The organism is Enterobacter sp. MGH119 (assembly GCF_001037675.1).
GTDB lineage: Bacteria > Pseudomonadota > Gammaproteobacteria > Enterobacterales > Enterobacteriaceae > Enterobacter > Enterobacter hormaechei_C.
This window is the reverse complement of the sequence record NZ_KQ089929.1, coordinates 376,130-402,403: the sequence shown is the minus strand read 5'-3', so window position 1 is coordinate 402,403 and position 26,274 is coordinate 376,130. Positions and strand designations below refer to the sequence as shown.

24 protein-coding genes are annotated in these 26,274 nt (G+C 56.2%); 8 read left to right on the top strand and 16 right to left on the bottom strand.

The genetic code is table 11. The features are described 5' to 3' along the window. Positions 1–6: 6 nt before the first annotated feature. Genes SK53_RS01825 through SK53_RS01815 form a run of 3 tightly spaced genes read right to left on the bottom strand, consistent with a single transcriptional unit; the run spans position 7 to position 3,793 of the window. Complete coding sequence (locus SK53_RS01825) at positions 7–2,205, bottom strand: polysaccharide biosynthesis tyrosine autokinase (protein WP_048208363.1); 2,199 nt, start codon at positions 2,203–2,205, stop codon at positions 7–9. Further along, on the bottom strand, positions 2,205–2,654 hold the full coding sequence (locus SK53_RS01820; RefSeq protein WP_003859256.1) for an arsenate reductase/protein-tyrosine-phosphatase family protein: 450 nt from the start codon (positions 2,652–2,654) through the stop codon (positions 2,205–2,207). Before SK53_RS01820 ends, SK53_RS01825 begins: the two co-directional genes overlap by 1 nt. Then, a complete protein-coding gene (locus tag SK53_RS01815) occupies positions 2,654–3,793 on the bottom strand; it encodes a polysaccharide export protein (protein WP_032609687.1) in 1,140 nt (379 codons plus the stop codon). Before SK53_RS01815 ends, SK53_RS01820 begins: the two co-directional genes overlap by 1 nt. Before the next feature lie 480 nt (positions 3,794–4,273). Here SK53_RS01815 and SK53_RS01810 point away from each other — a divergent pair, with 480 nt between their 5' ends. Both SK53_RS01810 and SK53_RS01805 read left to right on the top strand, forming a co-directional pair. Then, a complete protein-coding gene (locus SK53_RS01810) occupies positions 4,274–4,606 on the top strand; it encodes an RcnB family protein (protein ID WP_003859260.1) in 333 nt (110 codons plus the stop codon). Beyond that, entirely contained in the window at positions 4,557–5,036 is a 480-nt protein-coding gene (locus tag SK53_RS01805; protein ID WP_032609688.1) for a GNAT family N-acetyltransferase, read from the top strand. The genes SK53_RS01810 and SK53_RS01805 overlap by 50 nt, the downstream gene beginning before the upstream one ends. Positions 5,037–5,125: 89 nt before the next feature. Here SK53_RS01805 and apbC read toward each other — a convergent pair whose 3' ends face one another. Next, a complete protein-coding gene (apbC, locus tag SK53_RS01800) occupies positions 5,126–6,235 on the bottom strand; it encodes an iron-sulfur cluster carrier protein ApbC (protein WP_003859263.1) in 1,110 nt (369 codons plus the stop codon). A 137-nt stretch (positions 6,236–6,372) separates the two neighbouring features. Between apbC and metG the strand changes: the two genes are divergently transcribed. Continuing rightward, positions 6,373–8,406 carry a methionine--tRNA ligase gene (metG, locus tag SK53_RS01795; protein ID WP_048208360.1) on the top strand — a complete coding sequence of 678 codons (2,034 nt, stop codon included), beginning with the start codon at positions 6,373–6,375 and terminating at the stop codon, positions 8,404–8,406. A gap of 109 nt (positions 8,407–8,515) precedes the next feature. On the opposite strand, the gene SK53_RS01790 is transcribed toward metG, so the two are convergent. Genes SK53_RS01790 through SK53_RS01780 form a run of 3 tightly spaced genes read right to left on the bottom strand, consistent with a single transcriptional unit; the run spans position 8,516 to position 11,431 of the window. Then, positions 8,516–8,986: a YehS family protein gene (locus tag SK53_RS01790; RefSeq protein WP_015572337.1), complete on the bottom strand. Its 471-nt coding sequence runs from the start codon at positions 8,984–8,986 to the stop codon at positions 8,516–8,518. A gap of 46 nt (positions 8,987–9,032) precedes the next feature. After that, positions 9,033–9,752 carry a two-component system response regulator BtsR gene (btsR, locus tag SK53_RS01785; protein WP_022648676.1) on the bottom strand — a complete coding sequence of 240 codons (720 nt, stop codon included), beginning with the start codon at positions 9,750–9,752 and terminating at the stop codon, positions 9,033–9,035. Beyond that, positions 9,746–11,431 carry a sensor histidine kinase gene (locus SK53_RS01780; protein ID WP_023300577.1) on the bottom strand — a complete coding sequence of 562 codons (1,686 nt, stop codon included), beginning with the start codon at positions 11,429–11,431 and terminating at the stop codon, positions 9,746–9,748. Before SK53_RS01780 ends, btsR begins: the two co-directional genes overlap by 7 nt. A gap of 218 nt (positions 11,432–11,649) precedes the next feature. Between SK53_RS01780 and mlrA the strand changes: the two genes are divergently transcribed. Next, positions 11,650–12,390 (top strand): HTH-type transcriptional regulator MlrA, encoded by a 741-nt coding sequence (gene mlrA / locus SK53_RS01775; RefSeq protein WP_003859273.1) that lies wholly within the window; start codon positions 11,650–11,652, stop codon positions 12,388–12,390. A 69-nt stretch (positions 12,391–12,459) separates the two neighbouring features. Then, entirely contained in the window at positions 12,460–12,573 is a 114-nt protein-coding gene (locus SK53_RS22410) for a protein YohO (protein ID WP_022648678.1), read from the top strand. Here the strand turns inward: SK53_RS22410 and SK53_RS01770 are convergent. The 5 genes from SK53_RS01770 to bglX all read right to left on the bottom strand — a co-directional run bounded on the left by SK53_RS01770 (position 12,548) and on the right by bglX (position 18,733). Next, complete coding sequence (locus SK53_RS01770) at positions 12,548–13,285, bottom strand: ABC transporter permease (RefSeq protein WP_017383373.1); 738 nt, start codon at positions 13,283–13,285, stop codon at positions 12,548–12,550. The genes SK53_RS22410 and SK53_RS01770 overlap by 26 nt on opposite strands. Then, complete coding sequence (locus SK53_RS01765) at positions 13,269–14,219, bottom strand: ABC transporter ATP-binding protein (protein ID WP_048208358.1); 951 nt, start codon at positions 14,217–14,219, stop codon at positions 13,269–13,271. The genes SK53_RS01770 and SK53_RS01765 overlap by 17 nt, the downstream gene beginning before the upstream one ends. After that, entirely contained in the window at positions 14,212–15,369 is a 1,158-nt protein-coding gene (locus SK53_RS01760) for an ABC transporter permease (protein ID WP_048208356.1), read from the bottom strand. Before SK53_RS01760 ends, SK53_RS01765 begins: the two co-directional genes overlap by 8 nt. 12 nt (positions 15,370–15,381) lie before the next feature. Beyond that, positions 15,382–16,299 (bottom strand): glycine betaine ABC transporter substrate-binding protein OsmF, encoded by a 918-nt coding sequence (locus tag SK53_RS01755; protein WP_003859284.1) that lies wholly within the window; start codon positions 16,297–16,299, stop codon positions 15,382–15,384. Positions 16,300–16,435: 136 nt separating this feature from the next. Beyond that, entirely contained in the window at positions 16,436–18,733 is a 2,298-nt protein-coding gene (gene bglX / locus SK53_RS01750) for a beta-glucosidase BglX (protein ID WP_047054757.1), read from the bottom strand. Between the two features lie 189 nt (positions 18,734–18,922). On the opposite strand from bglX, the gene dld reads away from it, so the two are divergent. Beyond that, positions 18,923–20,680 (top strand): D-lactate dehydrogenase, encoded by a 1,758-nt coding sequence (gene dld / locus SK53_RS01745; protein ID WP_048208354.1) that lies wholly within the window; start codon positions 18,923–18,925, stop codon positions 20,678–20,680. A 102-nt stretch (positions 20,681–20,782) separates the two neighbouring features. After that, on the top strand, positions 20,783–21,337 hold the full coding sequence (locus SK53_RS01740; protein ID WP_003859289.1) for a GNAT family N-acetyltransferase: 555 nt from the start codon (positions 20,783–20,785) through the stop codon (positions 21,335–21,337). 96 nt (positions 21,338–21,433) lie between these two features. Here SK53_RS01740 and pbpG read toward each other — a convergent pair whose 3' ends face one another. Continuing rightward, positions 21,434–22,357 carry a D-alanyl-D-alanine endopeptidase gene (gene pbpG, locus SK53_RS01735; RefSeq protein WP_048208353.1) on the bottom strand — a complete coding sequence of 308 codons (924 nt, stop codon included), beginning with the start codon at positions 22,355–22,357 and terminating at the stop codon, positions 21,434–21,436. 167 nt (positions 22,358–22,524) lie between these two features. Further along, positions 22,525–23,112: a Yip1 family protein gene (locus SK53_RS01730; protein ID WP_048208351.1), complete on the bottom strand. Its 588-nt coding sequence runs from the start codon at positions 23,110–23,112 to the stop codon at positions 22,525–22,527. Positions 23,113–23,269: 157 nt separating this feature from the next. Between SK53_RS01730 and SK53_RS01725 the strand changes: the two genes are divergently transcribed. Continuing rightward, the gene (locus SK53_RS01725; protein ID WP_022651512.1) at positions 23,270–23,842 is read left to right on the top strand and encodes a DedA family protein; all 573 of its coding nucleotides are present in this window, start codon (positions 23,270–23,272) and stop codon (positions 23,840–23,842) included. Positions 23,843–23,898: 56 nt separating this feature from the next. Here the strand turns inward: SK53_RS01725 and SK53_RS01720 are convergent, their stop codons facing one another. Together SK53_RS01720 and mdtQ are read right to left on the bottom strand one after the other, a co-directional pair. Then, positions 23,899–24,663 (bottom strand): SDR family oxidoreductase, encoded by a 765-nt coding sequence (locus SK53_RS01720; protein ID WP_074135101.1) that lies wholly within the window; start codon positions 24,661–24,663, stop codon positions 23,899–23,901. 50 nt (positions 24,664–24,713) lie between these two features. After that, positions 24,714–26,132 (bottom strand): multidrug resistance outer membrane protein MdtQ, encoded by a 1,419-nt coding sequence (mdtQ, locus tag SK53_RS01715; RefSeq protein WP_048208349.1) that lies wholly within the window; start codon positions 26,130–26,132, stop codon positions 24,714–24,716. Positions 26,133–26,274: the final 142 nt, after the last annotated feature.

Below are 26,274 nucleotides of genomic sequence, written 5' to 3'. Positions count from 1 at the left end.
CCCGCTCTAACGCCTGTCTCCTTTTTTCTTCGAAGCATAACCGTAATCACACTGGCTGTACCCCGAGCTGTAAAACAGCGCTGCGGATTTAACAATATCGTTGAGGATTGTGCCGCTGACCTTCACACCAACATGCTGGAGACGTTTAACAGTATTCTCCATCTCTTTCACGCTGGTTTTATCGAAACGGGCAACCATTAGCGTTGTTCCGGCTGCTCTGGCGACCAGCGAGGCATCGGTGACGGCCAGGACTGGCGGTGTATCGATGATGACAATGTCATATTGCTCGTTAACCCAGGACATGATGTCAAGGAAGCGTTCGCTTAACAGCAATTCTAACGGGCGCAGGGGTTCCGGGCCGCAGGTGATGACGTCAATTCCCGCTTTTTCAGCATGCTGAATGACCTCCGTAAAGTCGCATTTCCCTTCGAGCAGGCAGGACAATCCGTAGCGGTTCTCCAGGCCAAAAATATTATGAACATAGCCCTGGCGCATATCCGCATCAATAAACAGCACCCGCTGACCGCTCTGCCCGGCGACGGCCGCCAGATTCGTCGCCACCAGCGTTTTTCCGCAGTCCTGAGTGGGGCCAGAAATCATCACAATGCGGTTCTCAGCCTCCATCATGGCGAAATACAGACTGGTTCGCAGCCCGCGTACCGCTTCAACAAACATATCAGCAGGGCGATCGACGGGCAGGAAAGGCACATCCGAGGTTTTGTGTTTCCAGCGACGAGAGAACGGATTTTTTCTGCGCAAATGCGTTTTACTCCACAGCCACTGGGAACGTGGCAACGTAGCCAGAACCGGCAGCCCCTGCGCTTCCAGCTGCTCGGAAAGCGTGATCCCACGTTTGAACGCCTGGCGTACCAGCACGGTCCCCATTGCGAGCATTAGGCCGAACAGCGCGCCAAGAATGATGATTAACGCTTTTCGCGGCTTTATCGGATCCGGGTGCGTAACCGCCTCATCAATGATCCTCACGTTCCCGACAGCGCTGGAGCGGGAAATATTCAGCTCCTGCTGACGCGTCAATAGCTGTAAATAAATGGTGCGGCCCGACTCAACATCGCGGCTCAGGCGTAAAATCTCCTGCTGCGTGGAGGGCATAGCTGACACACGGTTATTCAGGCGATCCCGTTCCCGCTCAAGGGTCTGTCTCTTTTCATGCAATGCACGATAGGTAGGGTGACTCTTTTTAAAGAGCTGGGAGATCTCTGCCTCCCGGAACGTCAGCTCATTTAGCTGGTTCTCAACGTTCACTACCTGATCCAGTACGGATTTTGCCTCTAAAGACAGATCCACCGAGTCACGCTGCGCCCGATAAGCATTCAGCCGTGCTTCAGCCTGATCCAGATCCGCTCTGATTTTCGGCAACTGCTCCTGTAAAAAATCCAGACTACGAGAATCCTGAGCCTCCTGGCGCGCGATATTTTGCTGAAGATAATTGTCAGCAATCGCATTCAGCACCCGGGCGATGTTGTCAGGATCTTCACCCGTCAGGGTTAAGGTCACGATACCACTCTGTTTCTCCGACTCCGCAACCGTGAGGCTCTTCTTCAGGGCGTTGATCGTCTCCAGCCGCGTCAACGATTTAAGCGAAAATTGCGTGCCTGGCGTCGCCTCAATCGACGTCACCAGCAGAACGATCCCTTGCGTGACCAGCGTTTTCCCAACCCGACCGTCTGCCTCAATGTTTTCGCCCGTCAGGTGATATTTTCCCGCTTCCTGTACGGTCAGCGTGAGCTCTTGCGCTTTGCCTTCCACCTGCGGGATCTGGAGTTCGCCTAACGTGATCTTACCCTGCCCACGCCCTTGCAGACGCTGCCAGAGACGCCCCACCACAGGCAAAACCCGCTGCTTTGCCTGCTGCGTCAGACCTAATTTGTCGACGGTCTCGCCGAGGATCATGCGTGATTTCAGCAGTAAAATTTCAGGGGCAACATCCGGCGAAACATCGGTGCCCAGCTGACTCAACCCTTTAAGCAGACTGTTATCCTGTTTGCTTTCTATTTGCACCATGGCATCCGCCTGATAAACAGGGGGCGTAACCCAGGCATAGAGACCGGCGCATAGGGTGAACAGGAATGTTACGCACAGAATCATCGTGCGGTGGTCGATCATCTCGACGAGCAAACGAACGAGATCGACTTCATGTTGTTGGGGTGCCGCTGCACCATAATTGTCTGTTGTGTAAGACGACATTAATGCTTCATTCCTTTCTGACCTAAACGACGTGCCCATTCCTGGCTGGCTTTACCCAATAGCCCGAACACATATTCAAACGCTTCCCGGCTTTTACGGTAGGGATCGGGGATATCCTGCGGCTCCAGCCATTGCCCAAAAAGCAGCGACTTTCCCCTGCTCTCCGGCGCCATGGCCGCAATGAAGCGAAGATGTTCCGGCTCCATCACCAGGATAAGATCGGATCCCTGCATCAGATTGCGTGTCAGCCGGCGCGCCACATGACCGTCGAGGGAGATCCCATGCCGCCAGGCGACGTCCTGGGCGCTGTCATCCGCCGGGCACCCCTCAAGCCCGTATATCCCCGCCGAGGCGATATGTCTGTCGGGCAGGTGCTGGCGTAAAAGCCGCTCCCCAATCGGAGAACGGCAGATATTTCCGGTGCAAACCACGAGTATTGATTTGAACATTATTGCGGCCACGATCTGATGTAACGAACCGTTTCGGTAAGGTCATGCACCCCGCTGATGGTCGGAACAAGCTGTGATATCACGCGATTCCAGCGGGACAGTGGTGCAGTGGTGACATAGACAATGTCATAAGGCTCAAGCTGAAACTCGGTGCCTAACACCATGGCTGATGCGTCCTGAGCATTGAGCTGGTAGATGTTGGCAATTTTCTCTGAACGCTCGCTTTTCGGCAGCGAACGAATGACAAAAATTCCGGTGGCATCGGCCATATTCTGGTTCAGCCCACCCGCATTGCCCAGCGCTTCGGCCAGGGTCATGCCGCTGCGATCCATTTTCAGCGTGCTCTGTTTAACGACCTCGCCCATGACGAACACTTTCAGCGCATCGTTACGGGGGACAAACAGAATATCGCCGGGATAGAGCAGCTTATTTTGGGTGAGATCGCCATGCTGCATCAGCGCATATAGCGAGAGGCGCATATCCTTCCCATTATGCGTCAGCACGACATTGCGCCAGTCCGCGTCGGCAGAGAGCCCCCCTGCGGCGTTCACGGCATCCATTACCGTTAACGGAATATTGGTGATAGCCTGCTGCCCCGACTTCACCACCTCGCCCGTCACATAGGCTTTTTGCGAGCGGAAAGAGGCGACGCTGACGTCCACCTGCGGACTTTCAATGACATTGTTCAGCCGGGCCGTGATCTCCTCGCGTACCCGTGCGACCGTTTTGCCTGCCACCTGCAATTTACCGACATAAGGATAGAAAAGCGTACCGTCGGCATTAACCCAGTTACCGGTGTCACTGGCGCTGCGATACTGCCCTGCCGGGGTTGTCAGTTCAGGGTGATCCCAGACGGTGACGGTCAAAATATCCCCAACGCCGATACGGTATTCCCAGTTTTTGACCTGTTCATCCAGCTTAGGATTTGCCTGAGATTTAAGGGCCGATGGTCGCAATTTTTCAATTAACGAAGGCGTAAGAGGATAAACATCAATCCGCTTCTCCAGACGATCGTTTGCATTTTCTGTGGTCATCACCTGTTTTCCAGCAAGATCCAGATGCTGACCCGGTGAAAATACGCAGCCAGATAATGGCGTAATAATTAAAAACAATATCGAAAAGACTGTTGTGTTTTTCATTGAGTAAAAATTTCTTTTTATAGTATTGATTATCGAATACGTACCGAAATGATTCTTTCCATTCTAAAACAACCCCTTACCGCTAAATTAATTAACAGTGATGGCAGTAACATTTAAAAAACCACAGCATTCCTGCGGCCTGGCTTTTACAGCCATGCATCGTCTGACTTACGGATTAGGAAAGAGGGTTTCGGGCAATCTTAAATGTTCTATTCGTTTAATGCATGCCTGGATCTTTGTAAATTTGCTTTGAAAAAGTTTTTTCAGAATTAATTAATAAACCCATAATTATGTTATCTGCGTAAGCCAATATTTATTCATCGAAGAAATAATTAATGACGGTTGCGACTACACAAAACCGTGCGCTTTTGTTACATTTTTTGCAAACTCACCCTGTGAGGATACTTAAAATGAACTGTCTGCCATCCGTTTGCGGATCTGCACACAAAAAGTATCAGTAACGATATGACTGGAGAAAAAATGGCTAAGCGTAAATTGTTGCTTCTGGGTGTATTAGTGTCACTGGCGGGGGCCGCGCACGCTGCACCGCAAGCGTCGACAGCGCCTTCCGGCATCAAGGCCTACGAAGAACAAGAGTTTATTGCCGATTTTACGAAGTTCAAAATTGGCGACACCGCGCCCGCGCAGTATCAGACGCCCGAGTACACCATCAAACAGTACCAGCTACGTAACCTTCCTGCGCCCGATGCCGGCACACACTGGACCTACATGGGCGAGAATTATGTTCTGATTGGCGATGCCGATGGCAAAATCTACAAAGCCTATAACGGAGATATTTTCTATCACCGCTGATACGATCCTAATCCGTCCGTGGCAGGAGAGCGATCGCCCTTTCCTGCGCACGCTGTTCCTCCACGCCCGGCGTGAAGCCTGGCCGTGGCTGGACAGTTCTGCGTGGCAGCTTGAAGATTTTGACGCGGCAACCCTGGACGAAGAGATTTGGGTGGCGGAGCAGGATGGGCACCGACTTGGCTTTGCCTCAGTCTGGACGAACGATAATTTTCTGCACAACCTGTTTGTCGATCCGCAGTATCAGCGTCTGGGAGTGGGTCATTTGTTACTGGAACAAGTACAGAAGACGTTTACCAGTACAGGCGCGCTGAAGTGTCTGGTGAAGAATGAACGGGCTATTGCGTTTTACCATCGCCACGGCTGGCACATTGAAGCGACGGGAGATTCTCCGGACGGGGAGTATTATTTGATGCACTATCGGCTTGGGTAAAGTCAGGTGGCGCTATGCTTACCTGACCTACAAAATCGAGGTAGGCCGGGTAAGGCAAAGCCGTCACCCGGCACTAACGCGCAGAGGCGTTACACCGCGCGGAAGGCGATTTCACCCGGGATCACTTCCCCCTGCCAGTAGAGCTGCGCCGCAACGCGCCCTGCAAGCTGGCGATACATCTGGGCAAATTCGCTGTCCGGGCGGCTGACCACCGTTGGTTTCCCGCTGTCCAGGTCTTCACGCAAGGAAATATGCAGCGGCATCTGCCCCAGCAGCTGGGTGTGATACTGCGCAGCCAGCTTCTCCGCACCGCCGGTACCAAAGATGGGCTCATGGTGTCCGCAGTTGCTGCAAATATGCATGCTCATGTTCTCGACGATACCCAGTACCGGCACCTCTACCTTCTCGAACATGACGATGCCTTTTTTGGCGTCGATCAGCGCGATATCCTGCGGCGTGGTGACTACGACGGCGCCGGTAACCGGAATGTTCTGCGCCAGCGTCAGCTGGATATCACCGGTGCCCGGCGGCATGTCCAGCACCAGATAATCGAGGTCAGGCCACATTGTCTCCTGCAACATTTGCAGCAGCGCCTTGCTGGCCATCGGGCCACGCCAGACCATTGCGTTATCGTCCGTGACCAGGTAACCAATGGAGTTGGTCGCCAGACCGTGCGCCACGATTGGCGCCATGTGGGTGCCGTCCGGCGAAGTTGGACGCTGGTTTTCCGCCCCCAGCATGTTTGGAATGGACGGGCCATAGATATCCGCATCCAGAATGCCGACCTTCGCCCCTTCTGCCGCCAGTGCAAGCGCCAGATTCACGGCGGTAGATGATTTACCCACCCCGCCCTTGCCAGAGCTGACGGCGATGATGTTCTTCACGCCGTTAACGCCCGGCTGATTTTTCACGCGCTTGAGCGTGGCGATGCTGTGGCTTAGCTTCCAGTCAATTGCTTTTGCGCCAGTAATGCGCAGCAGCTCAGAGCTGGTTTGCTCTTTCAGGGCATCAAAGGCGCTGGTCCAGACGAACGGCATCTGTAGCTCGATGTGAAGCGTATCGTCCAGCCATGCGACGTGATGAAGCGCTTTCAGCGTCGTGAGATTGTGCTTCAGGGTTGGATGCTGAAAATTAGCCAGCGTCCCGGCGACCATTGCTCGTAAGGCTTCCGGTGATTTGGCCTGGGATTGAGAACTCATCCCGACTCCTTTGTTCTTGTGAATAAGACCTTAGACAAACAAGTTTACCTGAAAGGCCGCGGTTTGTGCTTACTTAATAATGCCCCTTTTGGTAATATCGAAAACCCTTTTCACAGTTAAAAGAAGTAATGCCTACTATGACTCAAGTCGCGAAAAAAATTCTGGTAACGTGCGCCCTGCCGTACGCCAACGGCTCAATCCACCTCGGCCACATGCTGGAGCATATCCAGGCTGATGTCTGGGTCCGTTACCAGCGAATGCGCGGCCACGAGGTGAACTTTATCTGTGCGGACGATGCCCACGGCACGCCGATCATGCTGAAAGCGCAGCAGCTGGGCATTTCCCCGGAACAGATGATCGCCGAAATGAGTCAGGAGCATCAGACCGATTTTGCTGGCTTTGACATCAGCTATGACAACTATCACTCCACACACAGCGACGAAAACCGCGAGCTGTCAGAGCTGATCTACACCCGTCTGAAAGAGAACGGTTTCATTAAAAACCGCACCATTTCTCAGCTGTACGATCCGGAAAAAGGCATGTTCCTGCCGGACCGTTTCGTTAAAGGCACCTGTCCGAAATGTAAATCCCCGGACCAGTACGGCGATAACTGCGAAGTGTGCGGCGCGACCTACAGTCCGACCGAGCTTATCGAACCGAAATCCGTGGTTTCCGGCGCGACGCCGGTGATGCGTGACTCCGAGCACTTCTTCTTCGACCTGCCGTCGTTCAGCGAAATGCTGAAGGCATGGACCCGCAGCGGTGCATTGCAGGAGCAGGTCGCGAACAAAATGCAGGAGTGGTTCGAATCCGGTCTGCAACAATGGGATATCTCCCGCGATGCGCCATACTTTGGCTTCGAAATCCCGAACGCGCCGGGCAAATATTTCTACGTCTGGCTGGATGCGCCGATTGGCTACATGGGCTCCTTCAAGAATCTGTGTGACAAGCGCGGCGACACCGTAAGCTTCGACGAATACTGGAAGAAAGATTCCGATGCCGAGCTGTATCACTTCATCGGTAAAGACATCGTTTACTTCCACAGCCTGTTCTGGCCAGCAATGCTGGAAGGCAGCAACTTCCGCAAGCCGACCAACCTGTTCGTACATGGCTACGTAACGGTGAACGGCGCGAAGATGTCTAAATCTCGCGGGACGTTTATTAAGGCCAGCACCTGGCTGAACCACTTCGACGCGGACAGCCTGCGCTACTACTACACCGCGAAGCTCTCTTCCCGCATCGACGATATCGACCTGAACCTGGAAGATTTCGTGCAGCGCGTGAACGCGGACATCGTCAACAAGGTGGTGAATCTGGCGTCCCGTAACGCAGGTTTTATCGCCAAACGCTTTGACGGCGTGCTTTCTGCCGAACTGGCCGATCCTGAGCTGTATAAAACCTTCACCGACGCCGCCGCTGCGGTTGGCGAGGCCTGGGAAAGCCGCGAATTCGGTAAAGCCATTCGCGAAATCATGGCGCTGGCAGACGTGGCCAACCGCTATGTGGACGAGAAGGCGCCGTGGGTGGTGGCGAAACAGGAAGGCCGCGACGCCGACTTGCAGGCGATCTGCACCATGGGTCTGAACATGTTCCGCGTGCTGATGACCTGGCTGAAGCCGGTTCTGCCTCAGCTGGCAGCCCGCGCGGAAGCATTCCTGAACACCGAACTGACCTGGGATGCCATCCAGCAGCCGCTGCTCGGCCACAAGGTGAACACCTTTAAAGCGCTGTACAACCGCATCGAGATGAAGCAGGTTGAAGCCCTGGTGGAAGCATCCAAAGAAGAGGTGAAAGCGGCTGCCGCACCGGTGACCGGCCCGCTGGCGGACGATCCGATTCAGGAGACCATCACCTTTGATGATTTCGCTAAAGTCGACCTGCGCGTGGCGCTGATCGAAAACGCTGAGTTCGTGGAAGGCTCTGACAAACTGCTGCGTCTGACGCTGGATCTGGGCGGCGAGAAACGTAACGTCTTCTCCGGCATTCGTTCCGCGTACCCTGAACCGCAGGTGCTGATCGGTCGTCAGACCGTGATGGTGGCAAACCTGGCGCCGCGTAAAATGCGCTTCGGCATCTCCGAAGGGATGGTGATGGCCGCAGGCCCGGGCGGGAAAGATATATTCCTGTTAAGCCCTGACGAAGGCGCGAAGCCGGGTCAGCAGGTGAAGTAATAAAAAAGCCGGATGAGAATCCGGCTTTTTTTTGCCTGGCGGCTCTACGCTTGCACGGGCCGACGGGTTTTGTAGGCCGGGTCAGGCGAAGCCGCCGTCCGGCTAAAAATCACCCCTTCTGGTTATGCACCCGCTGCGTCAACCCACGCAGGAAATAACGCAGAAATTGATCCCCACACTCGCGGTAATTCTTATGATCCGGCGCGCGCATCATGGCGGTGATTTCCGGCATCGACACGCGAAATTTCTGCTCGGTCATGATCGCCAGAATGTCGTCAGTTTTCAGGGAGAAAGCAATACGCAGCTTTTTCAGCACCGTGTTGTTATTCACCCGACGCTCCAGCGCCAGCTCAGGAGCAGATTCATCTTTGCCGCGCTTGTCGTAGATCAGGCCGTTCAGAAAGCCCGACAGAATGATGTCCGGGCAGCGAACAAAACCCTCTTCATCTTCTTTAGTCATCCAGGTGTCGAACCCGGCGGACGTGGATTCCATGTCGGAGAGCGCAAGAATGCGCACCATGTCATTATTGTTCGCTTTCAGGGTGTAGCGCAGGCTACGAAGAATATCGTTACTTAGCATAGAGCCTTCGAATGTCGATGATGCAATGGCGCGCAGTGTACCAGTTTTACAGCCCTATCGCCTCTTTCAAACTTTTCAGGTAGCGACGACTGACGGGAACGGTTTGCCCGGCACGTAACACCAGCTCGGCCTGGCCGTTATCTTCCAGGCGGATCTCCTTCAGGTGCGCCATGTTCACCAGATACTGACGATGGCAGCGGATCAGCGGCGTGCGGCTCTCCAGCGTGCGCAGGGTCAGCTCGGTAAAGCCTTCGTTGCCTTCGGCGCTGGTGACGTATACCCCGCTCAGACGGCTGCTGACAAAAGCAACGTCGTCCATTTGCAGAAGGTAAATCCGGCTGTGCCCGGTACAGGGGATAAACTTCAGGGGCTGCTGATGCTCCGGCAGCAGCGTCACGTCCTGCGCGGTACGCTCCTGGCGCAGACGGGTCAGGGTCTTTTCAAGCCGTTTCTCTTCAATCGGTTTCAGCAGATAATCAAACGCGTGCTCTTCAAATGCCTTTACCGCGTACTCATCAAAGGCCGTCAGAAAGACGATATAGGGACGGTGCTCCGGGTCGAGCATGCCGACCATCTCCAGCCCGCTGATGCGCGGCATCTGAATATCGAGGAACAACACGTCAGGGCGCAGTTTATGCACCGCACCGATGCCTTCAATGGCATTGGCACATTCCCCCACAACCTCGATATCACTCTGCTCCTGCAACAGGACACGCAGGTTTTCCCGTGCTAACGGCTCATCATCAACAATCAGCACTCTTAACATGCGCTCTCCTCCAGCGGCAATCGTAAGGTAATTCGGGTATAGCGGTCTGGCTCACAGGCGACGGTGATACCGCAGTCGTCACCAAAATGCGCGCGCAGGCGTTTATCCACCAGGCTCATGCCCAGACCGCCTGACGCGGAAGCTTCATACAGCCCCGCGTTGTCTTCAATATCCAGCACCAGATGGTGGTTAAAACGGGACGCGGAAATCATGATTTCTCCGGTACCCAGCAGCTGCGAGGTCCCATGCTTAATGGCGTTCTCTACAATCGGTTGCAGGGTAAAGGCCGGAAGATGCTGATACGCCAGCTCATCCGGGACGGATAACGACACCTGTAAACGTGACTGGAAGCGCGCTTTTTCAATTTGCAGATAGGCGTTTACATGCTCAATCTCGTCCGCGAGGGTGACGATCTCCGAGGGACGCTTCAAATTTTTGCGGAAAAAGGTCGACAGAAATTGCACCAGCTGCGCGGCCTGATCGCTGTCGCGGCGGATCACTGCCTTCAGCGTGTTAAGCGCGTTAAACAGGAAATGCGGATTCACCTGAGCGTGCAGGAGCTTAATTTCTGACTGCGTCAGCAGCGCTTTTTGCCGTTCATACTGCCCCGCCAGGATTTGCGCCGAAAGCAGCTGGGCGATCCCCTCCCCCAGCGTGCGGTTGATGGAGCTGAACAGGCGGTTTTTGGCTTCGTAAAGCTTAATGGTGCCCATAACGCGCTGATTTTCGCCCCGCAGGGGAATGACCAGCGTAGAGCCGAGTTTGCACTGCGGATGCAGGGAACAGCGGTACGGCACTTCATTCCCGTCGGCATACACCACTTCACCCGTTTCAATAGCGCGCAGGGTATAGGCCGATGAGATCGGTTTGCCCGGCAGATGGTGGTCGTCGCCGGTGCCGGTAAACGCCAGCAGCTTTTCGCGATCGGTAATCGCCACGGCCCCGATATCCAGTTCTTTATACAGCACCTGCGCCACCTTCATGCTGTTCTCCTCGTTGAATCCCTGCCGCAGGATCCCTTCCGTCGACGCCGCAACTTTTAAGGCGGTGGCAGAAAATGCCGAGGTGTATTTTTCGAACATGGCGCGTTTGTCGAGCAGAATGCGCATAAACAGCGCCGCACCTACGGTATTGGTGACCATCATCGGTGCGGCAATACTGCTGACCAGATGTAACGCATCGTCAAACGGGCGCGCGATCAGCAGGATGATCGCCATCTGCGCCATTTCCGCCACGAAGGTGATCGCCCCGGCGGTAAGGGGACTGAACACTTTATCCGGCCGTCCGCGCTTAATCATATAGCTGTGGACGAGACCACCGAGCAGCCCTTCGACAATGGTGGAGATCATGCAGCTTAGCGCCGTCATACCGCCCATCGAATAGCGGTGCAGGCCGCCGGTTAACCCCACCAGACCGCCGACAACCGGGCCTCCGAGCAGCCCGCCCATTACCGCGCCGATGGCACGCGTATTGGCGATGGAATCCTCAATATGGAGACCAAACCAGGTCCCCATAATGCAGAATATGGAAAATACGACGTAGCAGAGGAATTTGTGCGGCAGACGGACGGTGACCTGCATCAGCGGAATGAACAGACGCGTTTTGCTCATCAACCAGGCGATGACAAGAAACACGCACATCTGCTGAAGCAACAGCAGCACCAGATTAAACTCGTACATACTCACAAACCGCACATTCTAAAAACGCGTAACATACACTGATAGCGGTTAACTTTCTTTGAAACGTGCCAAAAAAGCGATAAATCGTGTCCGTCATCACACCTTTTGCCGGAGATAACCTTTCTTTCGTATAATTTGTACAAAAAAGAATCAAATCTTCCTGGTTCCGCAAAGTGGGTCTACAGTTAAGCTGGGGACGCGCAAGCCTGGGGGCGAAAATGGCGCTTTACACAATAGGTGAAGTGGCACTCCTGTGTGATATCAATCCCGTTACGCTACGGGCGTGGCAGCGACGGTATGGATTGCTTAAGCCGCAAAGAACGGACGGCGGGCACCGCCTGTTTAACGATGCGGATATTGACCGGATCCGCGAGATAAAAAGCTGGATCGACAACGGCGTACAGGTCGGCAAGGTAAAATCGCTTCTAAGCCAGGACGATCCTGATACGCAGCATCTCTGGCGCGAGCAGCAGGAAACCCTGCTGAGGCTGTTGCAGAGTGGCAATTTGCAGCGTCTGCGCGGCTGGATCAAAGAACAGGGTCGAGACTACCCGGCGCAAACCCTGATCACTCATCTTTTTATTCCCCTACGGCGTCGGCTTCAGTGTCAGCAAACCACCTTACAGGCGCTGCTCAGCATGCTTGATGGCGTGCTGATTAACTATATTTCCGTCTGTCTTGCCTCAGCGCGGAATAAAAACAGCAAAGATGCACTGGTGATCGGCTGGAACGTACACGATACCACCCGGCTGTGGCTCGAAGCCTGGATTGCCACCCAGCAGGGCTGGCGCGTTGACGTGCTTGCCCACTCCCTGGCCCAGCTCAGGCCGGAACTGTTTGAGGGACAGACGCTGCTGGTCTGGTGCGGCGAAGTCCCCTCCGCTTCCCAGCAGCAGCTCCTTACGGAGTGGCGCGAACATGGTTATCCCGTTTACTCACTGGGTCCAAATGCGTCGTAACGGCATTTAATGGTTCATTAACAGCTGCGCTTCACCGTATAATTGTTCCGTTAACAACAGGAGCACATGATGAAGGCAACGAAACTGGCCGTAATTACCCTTTTTGCACTGATGGCTGTCAGCGGTATCGGTGGCGTTATGCTTGCAGGTTATTCATTTATTGTTCGCGGCGGTGTTGGCTGAGGTATCCGGCCAGGCGTTCAAACAGGCGATCCACCACAATTGCCGCCAGCGCAACCAAAACCGCCCCCTGAATGATGTAAGCCGTATTAAACCCGCTTAACCCGATAATGATCGGCGTTCCCAGCGTATTGGCTCCGACCGTCGAGGCGATGGTTGCCGTACCAATGTTGATTATCACGGACGTTCGCACGCCAGCGATAATCACCGGTGCGGCCAGCGGCAGTTCGACCTTCACCAGCCGCTGCCAGGCGCTCATCCCCATTCCTTCCGCTACGCTCAGCACCGATGCAGGCACCGCCGCAATCCCTGCCAGCGTCCCTTGCAGAATGGGCAACACGCCGTACAAAATCAGCGCAATGATGGCAGGCTCCTGCCCAAAACCGATCGCCGGCACGGCAATCGCCAGCACGGCCACCGGTGGGAAGGTCTGCCCCGTTGCGGCGATGGTCTCCACCAGCGGACGGAACTCCCTGCCCGCAGGCCGCGTCACCGCAATACCGGCGCCTGTGCCCAGGACGATGGCAATCACGCTTGACACTGCCACCAGCCAGAAGTGCGCCAGGGTGAGATTAACAAAGCTCTCCTGCTGGTATACCGGGCGCGGCAGCCCGGGAATAAGCGCATTAAACAGCGCCGCGCTGTGCGGCATCAGGTAGAGTAAGGCGATAAACAGCCCTGTCAGCCAGAGTAACGGATCACGGACCCACTTCACGCGTCACCTCCCCCGCCAGCAGATCGCGAAAATGGATCGTCCCGCATGGCGTCCCCTGCCCGTCCGCAACGGGTAACACCTCACACTGCCGGGCGACAAACGCCGACAGGGCATCGCGCAGGCTCATCCCATCGTGCAGCGGTTCACCACCGATTTGCGCATCCTGCGGACGCAGATAGTCCCTGACGGTGCGCAGCGAGAGCAGCCTGACGCCCAGCTCGCTGCGGCCAAAGAATTCACGCACAAAATCGTTTGCCGGCGACGTTAACAGCTCAAGCGGCGTACCCTGCTGGACGACTTCGCCGTGATTCATCAGTACCAGACGATCGGCCAGCCGCAGTGCTTCGTCGATATCATGCGTCACCAGCACGATGGTGCGCCCGAGAATACGGTGGATGCGGCTCATCTCGGCCTGAAGTGCGCCGCGGGTGACCGGATCCAGTGCGCCGAAGGGCTCATCCATCAGCAGTACCTGCGGGTTAGCGGCCAGCGCGCGCGCCACCCCGACCCGCTGCTGCTGTCCGCCGGAAAGCTGGTGCGGATAGCGGTTACGAAGCGACGCGTCCAGGCCCAGCAGCGCCATCAGTTCGTCGACACGCTCATTGATCTTCCCCCGGGACCATTTTTCCAGCTGTGGCACGGTGGCAATGTTCTGCGCCACCGTCCAGTGGGGAAACAGGCCGATGGACTGAATGGCGTAGCCCATACGCCGCCGCAGCTCCAGCACCGGCAGGCTGCGGATCTCCTCTCCGGCAAAGCGAATCGTCCCGCTGTCGTGTTCCACCAGCCGATTGATCATCTTCAGCGTCGTGGATTTTCCCGACCCCGATGTCCCGATCAATACCGAGAACGCCCCCTCGGCAAAATGCAGATTAAGGTGGCTTGCCGCCGGACGGCCCGCAAAGGTTTTACTCACATCATGAAATTCAATCATTGGCTCTTCTCCTGAGCAGCGCGAGCCACAGGGCAAACAGGGCATCCAGTACGACCGCCAGCACAATTGTGGGCACGACGCCCAGCAACACCAGATCCAGCGCGCTACTGAGCAGCCCCTGGAAGACCAGTGCCCCAAAGCCGCCCGCCCCGATCAGCGCGGCAATCACCGCCATCCCCACGGTTTGCACTGTCACCACCCGCAGGCTGCGAACCAGCAGCGGAAGCGCAAGCGGCAGCTGTATTTTCCAGAAACACTGGCGCGCGCTCATCCCCATCGCATGGGCGCTTTCCAGCACGTCGGGCGGAACCTGGCTTAACCCCGCCACCACGCCGCGCACCAGCGGCAGCAGCGCATACAGCACAAGGGCAATCAGCGCTGGCGTCAGCCCGGTTCCGGCAATGCCTGCCGCGGCCAACGCAGGGAAGGATTTCACCAGACCGGCGAGGGGGGCAATCAGCAGGCCAAACAGGGCGACGGAGGGGATGGTCTGAATAACGTTGAGCACGGTAAAGACGGCGCCCTGGCGGCTGGTATGTCGGTAGCACCACATGCCCAGCGGCACGCCCAGCAGCAGCGCCGGGATCAGCGTCCCGAACAGGATCGTCAGATGTTGCGCCAGCGCGTTGTCAAATACCTCCTGGCGGTTGACGTACTCTTTTAACAGCGAGAGCTGATTCAGATCGCCGCTGAAGAGGATCAGCAGAGGGATAACCCAGAATTGCGCGTTCAGCAGCCAGCGCCAGACGGGTTGCGGCGTCAGACGGCGAATGGCATCGCTACAGACCAGCAGACAAAGTGCCAGCCACAGCCACAGCCCGCTACCAACCGACGTGCGCGCCAGCGGGCTTTCAACCGCGGCCATCTGCGTTGCCGCCTGTCCCGCGCTCCAGAACAGTACGATAAACAGCGCTTCGCTGAGCAAAAACGTCAGCCACAGGGCGGTTCGCCCCGGCCAGAAGGCTAAAGCAACAGTACTCGCCAGCGCCGCGCCCAGCAGCAGCGGCGTAAATGCCCAGATCTGCCAGAGCGCGCGCGGTTCGCCCGACACCAGACGGTTTGGCGCGACATTCACAAAAGGTAACGCGACCGCCGCGATGGCCACACAGGCCAACAGCAGCAGGACGCGGTTATGGCATTTTATTGGCACAGCCTTATCCCGTTACTTCACAAGCCCTTGTTGTTTCAGGAAGTCGGCAGCCACTTTTTTGGCATCCAGCCCCTCAACGGCAATGCTGGCATTCAGCTGTTGCAGCGTTTTCGCATCCAGTTTTTCAAATACCGGTTTGAGCCATTCCGCAATATCCGGGTAGGCTTTCAGCACCGCCTCGCGCACGACCGGGGTTGGGGCGTAAATAGGCTGAACGCCTTTCGGGTCGGTCAGGGTTTGCAGGCCAAGCGCCGCGACCGGGCCGTCTGTGCCGTAGGCCATCGCCGCGTTGACGCCGGAGGTTTGCTGCGCCGCCGCCTTAATGGTCACTGCCGTGTCGCCGCCTGCCAGAGAGAGCAGCTGTGCCTGATCGAGCTTGAAATCATAGGCTTTTTCAAACGCTGGCAGGGCATCAGCGCGCTCGATAAACTCTGCCGAGGCCGCGAGCTTAAACTCGCCCTTCTCTTTCAGGTAGCGGCTGAGATCGTCAAGCGAGGTGAGCTTGCCTTTCTCGGCGATATCTTTGCGCACCGCGATGGTCCAGGTGTTGTTGGCCGGTGCCGGCGTTAGCCAGACCAGCTTATTTTTTTCTGCGTCCAGCTTTTTGACTTTTTCGTACCCGGCTTTGGCATTTTTCCAGGCCGGATCGTTTTCATCCTTGAAGAAGAATGCCCCGTTGCCGGTGTATTCCGGGTAGATATCCAGCTCGCCGGAAGTGATGGCACCGCGCACGACAGGCGTGGTGCCAAGCTGTACTTTATTGACCGTTTTCACGCCGTGGCTTTCGAGTACCTGCAAAATGATATTGCCGAGCAACGCGCCCTCGGTATCAATTTTGGAACCCACCTTAACCGGCTCTGCGGCCTGTAACGGCAGGCTCAGCGCCGCCAGAAGCACCGCCGACCCTGTTATCCCCTTAATCATCGTCATTCTGCTTTCCTCATTATTTTGTGGCCTTTTTCATAGGCTTGAGAGAAAAGCGTAGCTTAAAACAGTGAATTTAACCGTTTTTCGTACAAGATGAGAGGCATCCCCCGCCAGGCGGGGGAAAGGGAGAAAGGTAAGATTATTGCAGTTCGAACTCGGCTTTGTTCACGCGGGCGGAATCCACGCCGATGAAGACGTTGAATTTGCCAGGCTCAGCATCGTATTTCATCTGCTGATTCCAGAACTTCAGCGCATTTACGTCAATCGGGAAGCTGACCGTTCTGGTTTCGCCCGGTTTCAGGTTGACCTTTTCGAAGCCGCGCAGCTGTTTCACCGGACGGCTCATGGAGGCCGTGACGTCCTGAACGTACATCTGGATCACCGTCGCGCCTTCGCGTTTGCCGCTGTTGGTCACCTCTACGCTGGCGGTCACTTTGCCGTCACGCTTCAGGGTCGGCGCCGACATTTTGACGTCAGACACCTTGAAGGTGGTGTAACTCAGGCCATAGCCAAACGGATAGAGCGGGCCGTTAGCTTCGTCGAAGTAACGGGACGTGTACTTGTTCGGCTTGTCGGCGTTATACGGACGACCGGTGTTCAGGTGGCTGTAGTAAACCGGGACCTGCCCGACGGAGCGCGGGAAGGACATCGGCAGCTTGCCGGACGGGTTGTAATCGCCAAACAGCACGTCGGCAATGGCGTTACCGCCTTCGGTACCGGCGAACCAGGTTTCCAGAATGGCGTCAGCCTGCTGATCTTCTTTCACCAGCGCCAGCGGACGCCCGTTCATCAGCACCAGCACCAGCGGCTTGCCGGTGGCTTTCAGGGCCGCGATCAGATCGCGCTGGCTCTGCGGAATGGTAATATCGGTACGGCTGGAGGCTTCGTGCGCCATCCCCTGCGCTTCACCCACCACCGCGACCACCACGTCGGACTGCTTCGCGGCGTTAACCGCTTCGTCGAGCATCTCTTTCGGCGTGCGCGCATCCACCTTCACCGCTTCCTCATACTGGTTGAGGAAGGTCACGATGTCTTTATCGTCGGTGACGTTCGCACCTTTGGCGTAAACCACTTTTGCGTTATCACCCACGGCGCTCTTAATGCCGGTCAGCACCGTAACGGACTGATCCGCCACGCCTGCGGCGGACCAGCTGCCCATGACGTCGCGCTTGCTGTCGGCCAGCGGACCGACCACGGCAATGGTGCCGGATTTTTTCAGCGGCAGCGTGTCGAGACGGTTTTTCAGCAGCACCAGGCTTTCGCGAGCTACTTCCCGGGCTTCTTTACGGTGCAGACGGCTTTCGGCGTTGGTGTCCGCCGGGTCTGAATCCTTCGGCCCCAGATGGCTGTAAGGATCGTTAAACAGCCCCATGTCATATTTCACGTTCAGCACGTGGCGAGCAGCGTCGTCCAGCTCTGCCATCGTCACCTTCCCGCTCTTCACCAGCCCCGGCAGGTATTTGCTGTAGTACTCGTCGCTCATGCTCATGTTGATGCCGGACTTGAGCGCCACGCGTACCGCATCTTCCGGGTCAGACGCCGTGCCGTGTTTGATCAGCTCTTTAATCGCGCCGTGGTCAGAAACGGTGATGCCCTTGAAGCCCCACTGGTCGCGCAGCACGTCTTTCAGCAGCCACGAATCGGAGGTGGCAGGCGTGCCGTTGAGAGAGTTCAGCGCTACCATCACCGCCCCGCTGCCCGCGTCCAGCCCTGCCTTGTATGGCGGCATGTAGTCGTTAAACAGGCGCTGCGGGCTCATGTCGACGGTGTTGTACTCTTTACCGCCCTCCACCGCGCCGTAGGCGGCGAAGTGCTTGACGCTGGTCATCACCGAGTAACGATCTGCCGGACTTTTGCCCTGCATCGCTTCCACCATGGTTTTGCCCATCGTGGCGGTTAAATACGTGTCTTCTCCAAAGCCCTCCGAAGCGCGGCCCCAGCGCGGATCGCGGGAGACGTCAACCATCGGCGCCCAGGTCATGTTCAGGCCGTCGTCTGCGGCTTCATATGCCGATACGCGCCCGACGGTTTTCACCGCATCGAGGTTAAAGGAGGAGGCTAAGCCGAGGCTGATCGGGAAGACGGTACGCTGGCCGTGCACCACGTCATAAGCGAAGAACAGTGGGATTTTCAGGCGGCTCAGCTCCATCACCTGATCCTGCATCTTGCGGATATCCTGGCGGGTAACGGTGTTAAAAATGGCTCCTACCTGCCCGTCTTTGATCATCTCGCGAATGGCTTCTTTCGGGTTATCCGGGCCGACGCTGATCAGGCGCAGCTGGCCGATTTTCTCATCGACCGTCATTTTTTTGAGTAAATCCGTGACAAAGGCGTCGCGGGCTTCGGGCGTGAGCGGGTGATTACCAAACAAATCCTCTGCCAGCGCAGGTTGCAGCGCCAGGCTGACGGCGACACCTACAGAACATAGCCATTTCATGTTGTTATTCTCTCTCATCAATAACCGCGGGAAGCACCCGGCCAGACCGTGCGAAAAGCGCAGTGTGCCACAAAGCCTGAAAACCTTGCAGGGTTATTCTCTGATTTTTCTCATGAATACCCGACCGCTCAACGGCTAATCGCGCTATGCTTTACAGCGAGAAATTTGCCCCACCACAAGGAGTGGAAGATGTCTTCTGTTCGAACTGACGATAACACTACATTTATTAACGAACTGTCGCGCCTGGTTGGTCACTCTCACCTGCTTACCGACCCGGCTAAAACCGCCCGCTACCGCAAGGGCTTCCGCTCCGGTCAGGGCGAGGCACTGGCGGTGGTCTTCCCCGGTACGTTGCTCGAACTGTGGCGCGTGCTCAGCGCCTGCGTTGCGGCAGACAAGATTATTTTAATGCAGGCTGCTAACACCGGCCTGACTGAAGGCTCCACGCCGAACGGCAACGATTACGATCGTGACATCGTGATTATCAGCACCCTGCGCCTCGACAAACTGCACCTGCTGGACAAGGGCGAACAGGTACTCGCCTTCCCCGGCACCACGCTCTACTCGCTGGAAAAGGCGCTTAAGCCGCTGGGTCGCGAACCGCACTCGGTGATCGGCTCGTCGTGCATTGGCGCCTCGGTGATCGGTGGGATCTGCAATAACTCCGGCGGCTCGCTGGTGCAGCGCGGCCCGGCCTACACGGAGATGTCGCTGTTTGCCCGTATCGATGAAAACGGCAAGCTGACGCTGGTTAACCATTTGGGGATCGATCTGGGCGTAACGCCAGAGCAGATCCTCAGCAAACTTGACGATGACCGCGTGAAGGACGAAGACGTTCAGCACGATGGCCGTCACGCGCATGACCACGATTACATCACCCGCGTGCGCGATATCAATGCCGATACACCGGCGCGCTATAACGCCGATCCGGATCGCCTGTTTGAATCCTCCGGCTGCGCGGGCAAGCTGGCCGTTTTTGCGGTGCGCCTCGATACCTTCCCGGCAGAGAAAAAGCAGCAGGTGTTTTACATCGGCACCAATCAGCCGGAGGTGCTGACGGAGATCCGCCGTCATATTCTGGCCGAGTTCACTCACCTGCCGGTGGCGGGCGAGTATATGCACCGGGACATTTACGACATCGCCGAGCGCTACGGCAAAGATACCTTCCTGATGATCGACAAGCTCGGCACCGACAAAATGCCGTTCTTCTTCACCATGAAGGGCCGCACCGATGCGATGCTGGAGAAAGTGTCGCTCTTCAAGCCGCACTTCACCGACCGCTTTATGCAGAAGCTGGGCAACGTCTTCCCGGCGCATTTACCGGAGCGGATGAAGACCTGGCGCGACAAGTATGAGCACCATCTGCTGCTGAAAATGGCCGGGGACGGAATTGACGAAGCGCAGAGCTGGCTCACCGAATTCTTCAAAACCGCCGACGGGGATTTCTTTGCCTGCACGCCGAAAGAAGGCAGCAAAGCCTTCCTGCATCGTTTCGCCGCGGCGGGTGCCGCTATCCGTTATCAGGCGGTGCATTCCGAAGAAGTGGAGGATATTCTGGCGCTGGATATCGCCCTGCGTCGCAACGATACCGAGTGGTTTGAACATCTGCCGCCGGAGATCGACAGCAAGCTGGTGCATAAGCTCTATTACGGCCACTTTATGTGCTATGTCTTCCACCAGGATTACATCGTGAAAAAAGGGGTTGATGCACACGCGCTGAAAGAACAGATGCTGGCGCTGCTGCACGAGCGTGGCGCGCAATATCCTGCCGAGCACAACGTGGGACACCTGTATAAAGCGCCGGAGACGCTTAAACAGTTTTATCGCAAAAATGACCCTACAAACAGTATGAACCCCGGCATTGGTAAGACAACGCGGAAGAAATACTGGAAAGAGAGTGCCGAATCAGAGCAGCACAATACGCAAGCCTCTGATGAACTCATATAGCCAAATTTAAGAGATTGTTAAGCTCTCCTCAAACGTACTAGAGTATCTGCCTGTTGCCAGAGAAACGTTTCTCTGGCTTTCCAAACAAGGAGCGGGCAGAACATGTCGGCTGTAGAAACTTTCCCCGAAACTGAAATCGAGGTGCGCGACGCCCTTCCTGACGATGCGCATGCCATCTCGGCGATATACGCCTGGCATGTGCTTCATGGCCGTGCGTCCTTCGAGGAAGTTCCCCCCACCGTCGATGAGATGCGTCAGCGGATGAAGAGCGTGACCGACAGCGGTTTACCGTGGCTGGTTGCGCTGTATCGCGGCATTGTTGTCGGCTACTGCTACGCCACGTTTTATCGTCCACGCCAGGCTTATCGCTATACCCTTGAAGAATCCATTTATGTGGATGCCAGCACCACCGGCCGCGGGTTTGGCTCGGCCTTACTCCAGGCACTGATCGCCCGTTGTGAACAAGGACCGTGGCGGCAGATGATTGCCGTGGTCGGCGACGGGCAAAATAACCCCGGGTCGTTGCGGCTGCATAAAAAGCACGGTTTCGAAATTGTGGGTCAGCTCAGAAGTGTGGGATATAAAAAAGGCGACTGGCGGGACACGGTGATGATGCAGCGCCCGCTCAACGACGGGGACTGGACGCTGCCGGAATAAACGCAGTGCGGTCTGGTGCCCTCACCCCGGCCCTCTCCCACAGGGAGAGGGAGAAAACATAAAAAACGGTAACATGCGTTACCGTTTTGCTTTTTCCTAATCGTTCTGCGCCGTCGCCATCTGTTCCGCTTTCTGCTTTTTATACGCCAGCGCTGAAGCCGGCACCGGCTGCACTTTCCCGGTTTCAATCCAGGTACGCAGGCGGCTGGCATCCGCGAAGTGGGTATATTTGCCGAAGGCGTCCATCACCACCAGCGCCACTGGCTTACCGTTAAATACGGTGCGCATCACCAGGCAGTGTCCTGCCGCATTGGTGAATCCGGTCTTGGTTAACTGAATATTCCAGTTATCGCGATACACCAGATGGTTAGTGTTGCGGAACGGCAGCGTATACGCCGGGTTCGAGAATGTCGCCATCTCCTCACGCGTGGTGCTGAGCTGACCAATCAGCGGGTATTGCTTACTGGCGATCAGCAGCTTTGTTAAATCACGCGCCGTCGAGACGTTATGGATCGACAGACCGGTTGGCTCCACGAAATGGGTATTTTTCATCCCCAGCGCTTTGGCTTTGGCATTCATCGCGCGGATAAACGCGTCGTAACCGCCAGGATAATGGTGGGCAAGGCTCGCCGCCGCGCGGTTCTCTGAGGACATCAGCGCCAACAGCAGCATATTTTTACGGCTGATTTCACTTTTCAGACGCACGCGAGAGTAGATCCCTTTCATCTCTGGCGTGTGGCTGATATCCACTTTTAGCTTTTCGTCCAGCGGCAGTCGTGCATCAAGCACCACCATCGCGGTCATGACTTTGGTTATGGAAGCGATCGGGCGCACCAGATCCGGATGACTGGCGTAGATCACCTTGTTGGTATTCAGGTCAACGATCATCGCGCTGCCGGACGCAATATGGGGTTGCGCAGCAGCGGTGGCGACTGCGGTCGTTTTGGCGATGGCTGGCGCGGTAGCGGAGACGCCCAACAGCAGCGCAAGACTAAGGAGTGACACTCGAAATTTCAGCATGATGAGACTTCTGATAATGATTCACGCACGTTATGACGTACACCGCCTGTGTCGACGGATAAACACAGGCTGGCTTCGGCATCATAGCGGTCACCGTGCGTTGTCGCCAGCGGAGAATCATAACCAGATGCTGCATTGCTGGCATTTACGCCAGCAATGCAGGGAACTTAGAAGAGACGGTATCCATAACCCCAAAGAATAACTGTCAGGGCCAGTAGCGCCTCCAGGACCAGTACGCCGATGGCAAGCGTAGAGCTGAAGAAGCTCAGGCCCTCTTCTTTATTGATATTGAGGAAGGTTGGCACCCCTACATACAGCAGATAACCGGTATAAAAGAGGGCAACCGTACCGATCAGCGCGCACAGCCAGACCAGTGGATAGAGCGCGACAATACCGCTTAAAAACAGCGGGGTCGCGACGTATCCGGCGAAGACCATACAGTGTGCCAGCGACGGGCGCTGCGGATAGTTGCGCGCCATCCAGTGGATGACCCGCCCCATCACCGCCACCCCGGCCAGCATCAGGCCATAAAACAGAATGGCCAGGTACAGTCCGGTGAACCAGGAAAGCTGAACCACGGTGCCGTCACCAAAGTTCCAGCCTATCTGCGTAGTACCAATAAATGCGCAGACCACCGGCACCGCTGCCATCAGCAGGACATGGTGGGTATAGTGATGCGCGACCGTTTCGTTCTCGTTACGGATGACCTGCATTTCACGATCGGGATGGGAGAAAAGTCCCCAGACATGGTTCATAACGCCCCCTTGTTGTCGGCCCGTCAGCGATAGCTTAAGTATAATGCAGGCTTTAGATTATTTTATGTACAGTGGGAAATTTCCGTTGATTGCCGCGCGGTTAATGGATGGGGTATATGATTAACGCAGGCACAGTAAGGGAGACGACGTTTACGTAATGGATATCAACGGTCTTATTGAACAATATGGATACGCCGCGCTGGTGATCGGCAGCGTGGCGGAAGGCGAAACTATCACGCTGCTGGGCGGGGTGGCCGCACACCAGGGATTGCTGAAATTCTCGCTGGTGGTCGCCGCCGTCGCGTTGGGCGGTATGATTGGCGATCAGCTGCTCTATTTTCTGGGGCTGCGCTTTGGCCCGACGCTTTTGCAACGTTTTGCCAGGCATCAAAAGAAAATTCGCCGTGCTCAGCGGCTTATCCAGCGACGTCCCTGGCTGTTTGTGATTGGCACCCGCTTTATGTACGGTTTTCGCATCATTGGGCCGATACTGATTGGCGCGAGTCGTTTACCACCGAAAATTTTCCTGCCGCTGAACATTCTCGGGGCGATTGCCTGGGCGCTGATTTTCACCACGCTTGGCTACGTGGGTGGCGAAGTGATTGGCCCATGGCTGCATAATCTTGACCAGCACCTGAAGCACTGGGCGTGGTTGATCCTGGTGGTTGTGGCGGTGATTGGGGTACGGCTGTGGCTGAAGCATCGTGAAAAGCGGCGGGATGAAGAGTGAGTTCGGCCTGCTGCCCTCACCCCGCCCCTCTCCCACAGGGAGAGGGAGAAGGGTATCTACCCTTCCGGCTTAAACTGCGGATTCGCCAGCATAAAACCGCCGTCAACGATAAACGACTGCCCGGTGGTGTAGCTGGCGTCACTGTCACACAGCCACGCCACCAGGCTGGCAATTTCTTTGGTATGCCCTGGCCGTGCCAGCGGGATTTCCGGCATTGAGCCTTCTTTCACTTCGCTGTCGTCCATATCATTCATCGGCGTGGCGATCGCACCGGGCGCAACGGCGTTCACCAGAATCTTATGTTTAATCAGCTCCAGCGCCATCGACTTGGTTAACCCGCCCAGCGCATGTTTGGCCGCCGTATAGGCGCTGGCGTCCGGCAATGGCGTATGTTCATGCACCGAGGTGATGTTCACGATCCGCCCCCCTTCCCCCTGCTTCACCATCTGACGCGCCGCGATTTGCGAGCAGAGAAACGCGCCGTCCACGTCAACGGTGAATATGTGCCGCCAGTCGTCAAACGACAGGTCCAGAAATGGCGCTTTGTTCATCGCCCCGGCATTGTTAACCAGCACATCCAGCCGCCCGAAACGCGTAATCAGGGTTTCAATGGCCTTTGCGCCTTCCGGTAAATGGCTTAAGTTGAGTTGAATGGCCTCGGCACGCTGCCCGCGCGCTTCAATTTCACGGCAGGTTGCCAGCGCCCCTTCCTCATCTGAGTGCCAGGTCACCCCGATATCAAACCCGCGCTCGGCCAGCATCAGGGCCGTCGTTTTGCCAATTCCTGAATCCGATGCGGTAACAATTGCGACTCGCGTCATACTCACCTCCTGAAAATCTGCAAAGAGGTAAGTATAGATAATGCGCAATGTTAGCCGTGATGATATCCGCCACCCAGCGCGGAGGTGAGCTGGAGCCTGGCATCCACGTACTGACCTTTCAGCATCAACCCGGCAATACGCTCTTTGAGCGCCGGAATTTTTGCTTCACTCACCCGGGAGCCGGCAATGATCCCCGCCCTGAAGCGCGCCTGCGCCAGCGCGACGACGCGCGCCGCATCTTTTTCGATCTGCTGCTGGTGCTGATTTTTGGCGGTCAGCGTTTCCACTTCGCTGGCCGTCCGGGCGACCTGGTTTACGGCATCTACCACGGCCTTGTTGTAGTTCGCCACGGAGAGGTTGTTTTGCGCCTGGGCGATATCCAGGTTCGCATTCAACCGACCGCTGTCAAAAATTGGCAGCGTCAGCCCCGCGGTTACGCCCATTTGCTGCGCAGATGAGCGGAACAGGTCGCTCAGGTGCAATGCATCCTGCTGCAAAAACGCCATCAAATTGATGTCAGGGTAGAACGCGGCTCTGGCGGCATCGACTTCGCTCATGGATGCTTCGATATACCAGTGCGCCTCCTGCAAATCCGGGCGCCGAGCCAGCAGTTCATAACCGAGCGTTGATGGCAGCGATGCCTCTGCGTCAGGTAAGGCATGCCGTGCGAGCGTGACTGAAGGGGTATTGGTCAACGCATTCAGACGCGCCTCAATGGCCTTCATTTTGCCGTGCACGTCAGCGAGCTGTTCATCGGTTTTGCTGGCACTGATATCCGTTTCAACCCCTTCCACCGAGGAGGTAATGCCGTGCTGATAAAGCTCCCTATCGGCACCGATGATATTTTCCTGCTCCCGTTTGATCTGCGCGAGCACGTCACCCACCGCGGCCTCGGTCTGCCAGTCCCAGTACAGCCGCGCGACGCTGCTGGCGAGCAGCTGGCGGGTCTGCTCCAGCTCCGCTTTTTGCGCATTCACCTTACCGATGCGGGCCTCAATTTGGGCGCGGTTTTTACCCCATAAATCCAGATCCCAACCCGCCGTCAGACCAAAGGTGCCGTTGGTATACCAGGGGCCGGTGGTCCCCGCTGCCGGGTCGGTCAGTGCAAATGGCCCCATCAACCCCTCTGCCGACATCTTTTGCCGTTCCACATCTGCGGAAAAATCCATTTGTGGACCCTCAGCAGCGACAGCGGCTTTCGCCTGTGCTTCCGCCAGGGTGATACGCTGACGGGCAATTTGCATATCCGGCGCATCCGCCAGCGCTTTGTCGATCAGCGCGTTGAGCTGGGGGTCGTTAAAGTCTTTCCACCATTCGCTTTTTGGCCAGTCGGCATGACGCAGTTGGGTATTTACAGTTGCGGCGGCGGCTTGCGTTTTTACTGGTGACACCGTGGCATGTTCCGGCGCGCAGGCGGCCAGCATAAAAACAAGAGGAGCACTCAGAGATAAAGTAAGAGAACGTTTCATTACGCCATGAACTCAAAAAAAATAAAGGCGCAACTTACGCTTACTGACGTTCCGTTTTTTAGTAACGCGTGGCAATCCGCATATTGTTATACATTTTCATATCCGGAAATTTATTCCCCAAGACAATGAGTTAATTTCATGT

What these genes read in the sequence shown, in the direction of transcription:
- SK53_RS01825 (WP_048208363.1), bottom strand. Translation starts at nt 2,205, where the DNA reads ATGTCGTCTTACACAACAGACAATTATGGTGCAGCGGCACCCCAACAA.
- SK53_RS01820 (WP_003859256.1), bottom strand. Translation starts at nt 2,654, where the DNA reads ATGTTCAAATCAATACTCGTGGTTTGCACCGGAAATATCTGCCGTTCT.
- SK53_RS01815 (WP_032609687.1), bottom strand. Translation starts at nt 3,793, where the DNA reads ATGAAAAACACAACAGTCTTTTCGATATTGTTTTTAATTATTACGCCA.
- SK53_RS01810 (WP_003859260.1), top strand. Translation starts at nt 4,274, where the DNA reads ATGGCTAAGCGTAAATTGTTGCTTCTGGGTGTATTAGTGTCACTGGCG.
- SK53_RS01805 (WP_032609688.1), top strand. Translation starts at nt 4,557, where the DNA reads ATGGCAAAATCTACAAAGCCTATAACGGAGATATTTTCTATCACCGCT.
- apbC (WP_003859263.1), bottom strand. Translation starts at nt 6,235, where the DNA reads ATGAGTTCTCAATCCCAGGCCAAATCACCGGAAGCCTTACGAGCAATG.
- metG (WP_048208360.1), top strand. Translation starts at nt 6,373, where the DNA reads ATGACTCAAGTCGCGAAAAAAATTCTGGTAACGTGCGCCCTGCCGTAC.
- SK53_RS01790 (WP_015572337.1), bottom strand. Translation starts at nt 8,986, where the DNA reads ATGCTAAGTAACGATATTCTTCGTAGCCTGCGCTACACCCTGAAAGCG.
- btsR (WP_022648676.1), bottom strand. Translation starts at nt 9,752, where the DNA reads ATGTTAAGAGTGCTGATTGTTGATGATGAGCCGTTAGCACGGGAAAAC.
- SK53_RS01780 (WP_023300577.1), bottom strand. Translation starts at nt 11,431, where the DNA reads ATGTACGAGTTTAATCTGGTGCTGCTGTTGCTTCAGCAGATGTGCGTG.
- mlrA (WP_003859273.1), top strand. Translation starts at nt 11,650, where the DNA reads ATGGCGCTTTACACAATAGGTGAAGTGGCACTCCTGTGTGATATCAAT.
- SK53_RS22410 (WP_022648678.1), top strand. Translation starts at nt 12,460, where the DNA reads ATGAAGGCAACGAAACTGGCCGTAATTACCCTTTTTGCACTGATGGCT.
- SK53_RS01765 (WP_048208358.1), bottom strand. Translation starts at nt 14,219, where the DNA reads ATGATTGAATTTCATGATGTGAGTAAAACCTTTGCGGGCCGTCCGGCG.
- SK53_RS01755 (WP_003859284.1), bottom strand. Translation starts at nt 16,299, where the DNA reads ATGACGATGATTAAGGGGATAACAGGGTCGGCGGTGCTTCTGGCGGCG.
- bglX (WP_047054757.1), bottom strand. Translation starts at nt 18,733, where the DNA reads ATGAAATGGCTATGTTCTGTAGGTGTCGCCGTCAGCCTGGCGCTGCAA.
- dld (WP_048208354.1), top strand. Translation starts at nt 18,923, where the DNA reads ATGTCTTCTGTTCGAACTGACGATAACACTACATTTATTAACGAACTG.
- SK53_RS01740 (WP_003859289.1), top strand. Translation starts at nt 20,783, where the DNA reads ATGTCGGCTGTAGAAACTTTCCCCGAAACTGAAATCGAGGTGCGCGAC.
- pbpG (WP_048208353.1), bottom strand. Translation starts at nt 22,357, where the DNA reads ATGCTGAAATTTCGAGTGTCACTCCTTAGTCTTGCGCTGCTGTTGGGC.
- SK53_RS01730 (WP_048208351.1), bottom strand. Translation starts at nt 23,112, where the DNA reads ATGAACCATGTCTGGGGACTTTTCTCCCATCCCGATCGTGAAATGCAG.
- SK53_RS01725 (WP_022651512.1), top strand. Translation starts at nt 23,270, where the DNA reads ATGGATATCAACGGTCTTATTGAACAATATGGATACGCCGCGCTGGTG.
- SK53_RS01720 (WP_074135101.1), bottom strand. Translation starts at nt 24,663, where the DNA reads ATGACGCGAGTCGCAATTGTTACCGCATCGGATTCAGGAATTGGCAAA.
- mdtQ (WP_048208349.1), bottom strand. Translation starts at nt 26,132, where the DNA reads ATGAAACGTTCTCTTACTTTATCTCTGAGTGCTCCTCTTGTTTTTATG.